Origin of the sequence: Caloramator australicus RC3 (assembly GCF_000297115.1) — a bacterium.
Lineage (GTDB): Bacteria > Bacillota > Clostridia > Clostridiales > Caloramatoraceae > Caloramator > Caloramator australicus.
Genome location: NZ_CAKP01000106.1, coordinates 20,690 through 27,341, shown reverse-complemented (window position 1 = coordinate 27,341; position 6,652 = coordinate 20,690). Strand labels below are relative to the sequence as shown.

8 protein-coding genes are annotated in these 6,652 nt (G+C 31.4%); all 8 read left to right on the top strand.

Going from position 1 to position 6,652, the window contains the following annotated elements; all coding sequences use genetic code 11:
* Positions 1–282 (top strand): transposase (locus CAAU_RS10370; RefSeq protein WP_242822584.1); only part of this gene is annotated, 282 nt, incomplete at its 5' end.
* A 222-nt stretch (positions 283–504) separates the two neighbouring features.
* Positions 505–1,266, top strand: a complete 762-nt coding sequence (locus CAAU_RS10365; RefSeq protein WP_008909392.1) for a hypothetical protein — start codon at positions 505–507, stop codon at positions 1,264–1,266.
* Between the two features lie 111 nt (positions 1,267–1,377).
* Positions 1,378–1,977 (top strand): membrane protein, encoded by a 600-nt coding sequence (locus CAAU_RS10360; protein WP_008909391.1) that lies wholly within the window; start codon positions 1,378–1,380, stop codon positions 1,975–1,977.
* 63 nt (positions 1,978–2,040) lie between these two features.
* The gene (locus tag CAAU_RS10355; RefSeq protein WP_008909390.1) at positions 2,041–2,814 is read left to right on the top strand and encodes an energy-coupling factor transporter transmembrane component T family protein; all 774 of its coding nucleotides are present in this window, start codon (positions 2,041–2,043) and stop codon (positions 2,812–2,814) included.
* Positions 2,802–3,653, top strand: coding sequence for an energy-coupling factor ABC transporter ATP-binding protein (locus CAAU_RS10350; RefSeq protein WP_008909389.1), 852 nt, complete (start codon positions 2,802–2,804; stop codon positions 3,651–3,653). The genes CAAU_RS10355 and CAAU_RS10350 overlap by 13 nt, the downstream gene beginning before the upstream one ends.
* The gene (locus CAAU_RS10345; RefSeq protein WP_008909388.1) at positions 3,637–4,431 is read left to right on the top strand and encodes an energy-coupling factor ABC transporter ATP-binding protein; all 795 of its coding nucleotides are present in this window, start codon (positions 3,637–3,639) and stop codon (positions 4,429–4,431) included. Before CAAU_RS10350 ends, CAAU_RS10345 begins: the two co-directional genes overlap by 17 nt.
* 122 nt (positions 4,432–4,553) lie before the next feature.
* Positions 4,554–5,426: a hypothetical protein gene (locus CAAU_RS10340; protein WP_008909387.1), complete on the top strand. Its 873-nt coding sequence runs from the start codon at positions 4,554–4,556 to the stop codon at positions 5,424–5,426.
* Between the two features lie 112 nt (positions 5,427–5,538).
* Positions 5,539–6,651 carry a hypothetical protein gene (locus tag CAAU_RS10335; protein ID WP_008909386.1) on the top strand — a complete coding sequence of 371 codons (1,113 nt, stop codon included), beginning with the start codon at positions 5,539–5,541 and terminating at the stop codon, positions 6,649–6,651.
* The last annotated feature ends 1 nt before the right edge of the window (position 6,652 follow it).

Genomic DNA, 6,652 nt, shown 5'->3' with positions numbered 1-6,652 from the left:
CAGGTAAAGAATATGCAACAAAATCATAAATTAGCCAAAGCAATAACAGAAGTATCATGGGCAGAATTTAGAAGAATGTTAGAATATAAAGCAAGATGGTATGGCAGAGAAATAATAATAGCACCACAAAATTATGCATCAAGTCAAACATGTAGTGAATGTGGATATAAAAATCCTGATGTAAAGAATTTAGCATTGAGAGAATGGAAATGTCCAAAGTGTGGTGCAGTTCATGATAGAGATATAAATGCAAGCAAGAATTTGCTAAAATTAGCCATGTGATTGGTATATATGGGGAAGGAACAGCCCTTTGAGCGTGGGTAATCTGGTAACAGAAGTTACCTTGACCACGAAGCCACCACTTCTATAAGTGGGGGTAGTTCACTAAAAGGGATAGACTCCTTAAAAGGGTTAGTTTCCTTATTATCAAATATCCCAGGTGCAGAAGGTATAGCTGATAAGTTAAATGCTGGATTAGAGGAACAAAGAAATTATCTTCAAGCTATGTTAAAGTCGGGACAAGATTATGTTTTAGCCCTTGATGAACTTCAAAAGGGAGTTTATGAAATAAAAACAGGGACAGAAAACTTAAATAATTCCCTCAAAGCCTTAAATGAAGGACAAAAGAAGGCATTATATGGTGCGAAGGCCCTTTCATCAGCTGGATGTACATTAAAGGATTATGCAATTGAGATGCAAAAGGGAAGTTTAGGACTAAAGGATGGGGCTGAAAAATTACAAAAGGGTTCAGAAAATTTAGCTGGAGGCCTAAAGCAAATAGTTCCATCTGTAGCTGCCCTTTATAAAGGTTCTAACAACCTTAAAGGTGGTCTAGATGAATTAAGTAAAGGTTCTAATAAGTTGTATAGTGGTTATGATGAATTTTCAAAAGGTATAGATTCGGCTAAAGAAGGAAGTAAAAAATTAACGGAAGGAGCCAAGAGACTTTCTGATGGATTAGAAGAATTCGATAAAAACTTTACTAAATACAAAGAAGAAGGAATATACAAGATGGATTCAGAAGTTAGTAGCAAGTTTGGTGATATAAATGAAATATTAAAAAGGAAGGATGAAGTTGTAAGGCTTTCTAAAAATTATGGCACCTTCTCAGGCCTTTCAAGGGACATGGAGGGAAGCGTGAAGTTTATAATGAGAACCGAAGAAATAAAATATGATGAAGTTGAAGAAGTTTCACAAACAAAGGTTATAAAAGAAAACAAGAACATCTTTGAAAGATTAATCGATTATTTAAAGAAAATGTTTTAATATATATCACCCCCTTCGTGATTTAAGACAGTAATAAAAATTGTCGATATAATTTTAAAGACAAAATTAAGGCCTTTGTAGTATAATAAAATCACGAAAGGGGGATTTTTTATGAGTAAAAAGCTTTGGTCCTTTAAGTTTTCAACGGCATCATTGGTTTTAATTCCTGCAGCAGTTGGTATTAACTACATAGGAAAGCTTTTTGCAGGGCTTCTTAAGCTGCCTTTGTGGCTAGATTCAATTGGAACGATGCTTGCAAGTATGCTGGCAGGGCCAATAATCGGTGCCTTAAGCGGTGCAATCAACAACATAATCTATGGACTTACAATGGATCCTATTTCCTTTGTTTATGCAATAACAAGTATAGCAATAGGTATAACTGTAGGCATATTGATGTATAGGGGACTTATAAAAAATATTTATCTTGCAATTTTGTCGGGAATAATAGTTGCTCTTGTTGCAGCCATCGTTTCAACACCAATAAACATAGCCTTCTGGGGAGGACAAACAGGTAATATTTGGGGAGATGCCCTATTTGCATCCCTTATGGCTAAAAAATTTCCAATGTGGCTTGCCTCCTTCTTAGATGAGTTTGTTGTTGACCTTCCAGATAAGGTGGCATCTTTAGTAATAAGCTTTTTAATATATAAAGGGCTTCCAAAGAGCCTTATAAACCTTTACAGCAGCGATGATGAAATTGAAAGGCTTTAATTTTTAGAGAATATATTTGCCTTGGCAAATATATTCTCTAATTTATGTTAGGAAGGTGCTAAAATGAGGATGATGAGTTTATATAAAGATAAAGATACTATAATCCATAAAATCGATCCATTAAACAAAATACTATATATATTAGCATCAATTTTAATTACGATGCTAATTTCTGATTTTAAGATTTTAACCTTAACTTTAGTATTTTCCTTCTTGCTTCTTGCAATAGGGAAGGTTATAAAAAATGTATTTCCTATAATAAGCTTTAGTTTAATTGTTTTGGTAACAATAGTTGTAATCCAGGGACTTTTTAATCCTAATAATAAAATTCCTTTATTTAATATAGGTCAATTTGTTTTTTATAAAGAAGGAATCATTTATTCTTTTTTATTAATCCTTAGAGTCTTAAACATATTATGTGCCTTTTCCCTTCTTATTCTTACTACAAAACCATCCGATTTAATTGAAAACCTGGTAAGAAGAGGATTATCTCCTAAGCTTGGTTATGTTTTAGCTTCCGTCCTTCAGATAATTCCTCAAATGTTATCGACAATGGATACCATTTTAGACGCACAAAGGTCTAGGGGGCTTGAGACGGAAGGAAAATTAATAAAAAGACTAAAGGCCTTTATTCCACTCATTGGTCCTGCCGTTATGAATTCTTTAATTTCAACAAGGGAAAGGGCTATGGCCCTTGAAATGAGGGGATTTAATTCAAATATCAAGAAGACCTTTTTAAATGAACATAATGAAACTTCTATGGATAAATTGATAAGATATCTAATTATTGCTTTAATCATTTTTACTATAGTTTGGAGGTTAGTATGGCTAAAATAGTTGTTGAAGGTTTAAAGTATAGATATCCTTTATCCCAAAAGCTAGCTTTAAATGATATATCCTTTGAGATAAATGAGGGGGAATTTATAGGAATCATAGGGGCTAATGGAGCTGGGAAATCAACCCTTTGCCAGGCTCTCACAGGTATCGTCCCTTTATTTTTTAAAGGAGACTATGGCGGAAGGGTAATTATAGATGATGTCGAAGTTGCAAAATCTAACTTAAGTGAAATATCCTTAAAGATAGGTATGGTTTTTCAAAATCCATTTACTCAAATAACAGGCTCTAAACTTACTGTATATGAAGAAGTTGCCTTTGGGCTTGAAAATATGGGGTTTGAAAGGGAAGAGATGAAAAGAAGAATTGATGATGCTCTTATGCTTTTGGATCTTTATAGGCACAAGGATAAAAATCCCTTTGATTTATCAGGAGGGCAGATGCAAAGGCTAGCTATTGCAAGCATAATTGCAATGCAGCCTAAGATAATTGTTTTAGATGAGCCAACATCTCAGCTTGATCCTCAAGGTTCAAATGAAGTTTTTAAGGCAGTTTCCGACCTTAAAAAGAAGGGGATAACCGTAATCATGGTTGAACATAAGGTTGAAAAACTTTCTGAATATGCCGATAGAATAATGCTTCTTCACGATGGAAGACTAATAGATTTTGACACTCCATCAAAGATCTTTTCGAAGGATGATTTGAAGGATTATGGAGTTGTAGAGCCTGTTTTTACAAGGTATTGCAAAAAGATAGGCTTAAAGGATGAAAGGGGATTATATCCTGTTACTTTAGATGAAGCTGTTAATTTGGTGGTGAAGAAACGTGAACATAATAGTTAAAGATTTATATTTTTACTACAAAGAAGGAGAAGATGTTTTAAAGGGGATAAACCTAGAGTTTGATGACAGATGTACAGCAATTATAGGTCAAAACGGTGCAGGAAAGACGACCTTTGTAAAGCTTTTAAAGGGTCTTTTAAAGCCTAAAAAGGGTGATATATTTATAAAGGGATTAAACACAAAGGAAACCACAGTTGCTAAATTAGCATCTATAATAGGCCTTGTTTTTCAAAATCCAAACGATCAGATTTTTAAGAATAAGGTTTTAGATGAGGTTATGTTTGGTCCATTGAATATTGGACAAGATAAGAATTTAGCCTTTGAAAATGCCAAAAAGGCCCTTGAACTTGTTGCACTTTTACAAAAAGCTGATGAAAACCCATACGACCTTACCCTTTCTGAAAGAAAGTTAATTAGCATTGCATCAATTTTAGCGATGGATACGGATATTATAATTTTAGATGAGCCAACTATTGCACAGGATTTTATATCAAGGGAAAAGATTAAAAATATAATAAAAAAGTTAAAGGAAGAAGGAAAGCTTGTTATAACCATAACCCACGATATGGATTTTGTTGCAGAAAACTTTGAAAGGACGATAGTCTTCAACCAGGGACAAGTTCTCCTTGATGGCCCAACTAAAGAAGTTTTTTCAAAAGAAGACATTTTAAAAACAGCTCATCTAGAACCTCCGTATATAACGCAGCTTTTTAAAAGATTGGGCTTTAGCGAGACTGTTTTGAATTTAGAAGAAGCTTTGAACTATAAAATTTTATAAGACAATGGGGAGATAACTTCCGTCTAGAATGGACGGAAGTTTTTTATATGGAAATAATTAACTAAATAATATATAATTTGTATTAGGTAATATTTCCAAATACATAATCTTGGGGTGATGTTATGAATTTGAAAAAATTATTAATTTTTCTTATGGCAGCTATTTTAACTTTTACATCTTCCTATGGGGTATTGGCTGCGACTAAGACTACAAAAACTACCAAACAAACCCAAAAGAAAACAATAGTTAAGCCAACAAATATAAAAAGTTCTACTTCAAGTGCTCTTTTGAAAAAGCAAGAGACTGAGTTGAAGAATAAAATTAATACTTATAAAATTAAAACAAATGATATTAAATCTTTAATTGAAAAGGTAAATGAAACGGTCACTATATTAGAGGAGAAAGCAGAAGAATTTACTCCTTTACTTGATATTTATGCAGAGACTTTTGAAGTTGATGAGGAAAGCTTAAAAAAGCTTTCTGAAGATGAGATAATAGTTGTTATTGAAAGGGTATTAGATATGAACGATGATGGGATTATTACAAAAGATGATTTAAAGGAAGCATTAAAAAGGGAATTCATTATAGACGATAACATCGATTTTGATAAAGATGATATTATTTCAAGGGAAGAAATAGTTAAAGGATTTAAAGAAGGGATTCTTTTGGCAGAATGTGATATATTTGAAGCAAGTAGGAAGATAGCAGAGGAACACAATAAGATAAGAAATATTATCTATAGCGAGAATGAAAATTTAAAAAAAGATTTAGATGAGATTTTAAAGTATGTTGAGGAAATTGATTTAAAGTATATAACGAATTACACTTCAAATAAACAATTTACAGCAATGGCTTTAGATAAGAGAATAAAAGCTATTGATACAGAAATTTCAAAATTAAATTCTATAATATTAAAACTAAATAATTTAACAATGATTTTAGAAGAGCACATTGAGAAGATAAATACATTAATAGAAGAATATTCAATAAAATAATTTCCGCCGATTTAGGCGGAAATTACTTTTATTATGAGCAGGAATTGTTAAAGAAGTGTAGAAATTTATATAGAGGTATCTTATTTAAGAAACTTTAGTAGGAGGTAAACATATGAATGAGAAAACAGCACAAAAAATTAAAATTGAAGATGATATGTTAAATTTATTTAATATTAGGTTTTCTAATAAGGGAGAATTTTTTGCCAAGGTAGATGCTCTAATAGTAAAAAGTTCAGCTACAGGTAGTGCCCAAAGAATATGGGTTGAATTAAAAGAAAATTGGGATCTTTATTTAGGAAAATATTCTTATGTGGAAAATGATGCGTATTTAGAAAAGGTTTTAACTTATCTAAAAGAGGTTAAAACTTATTATTTAATATATAAAAACGAGGGTATTGAAAAAATACAAAGCAACTTTTTTATCCTTCGATTATTATCAGAATCAGGCTATATCCTTAATATTTTAAAATGTAATGATTTATTATCTGCTCAAGATAACTTTATAAGATTTTTGCAAGAAGACTTAAAATTAAATGAAAATGATTTAAAGATAGCAAATAAAGCACTGGATGATATGAATAAACATTACCAATTAAATAAATATGGGACAGAAAAGATATATTCCATATTTAAATCAGTTCAAAGTGAGTTAGAAAAAATATATGCTTCTGTTTGCAACGAATATAGAAGAAGAAATGCCGATGCTACAAAAATTGATGAAAAAGAAGAAGTTCATGCTCAAAATCAAGCGCCTAATATAGAATATGGATTGCTTATTCAAGAATTAGAAGAAAAGGTTAACTTGTTGCAGGAGGAGCTAATAAAAAAGGAAAAAGAGATTATTGATTTATCTACATATTCAATTAAAAGATACAATGATGGAGTCAAAGATACGTTAAAGGCACTAAACAATAGGAATATAGGTGCAGTTTTAAGCAGACTATATTTATTTGCCAATGATATTGAGAACTTTGAAAAAGAAGAAGTGAAGATATTTATCAAAAATTTATTTGTTGCTTTAGAGAATATAGGGGTTAAAGCCTTTGAAGTTGAAAAATTAAACCAACCAATTGAGATAACTGCAAAGGACATTGGAATTAAGTTTATTTTAGATAGGGATGTTGTTTTAAAAGATGTAATTTGTGGTAGAGTAAGGTTCCCTGGTTGGAGTTATAAAAATGAAGTATTTATATTACCAACAATAAACGTAGAAAATAAGGAGTGAT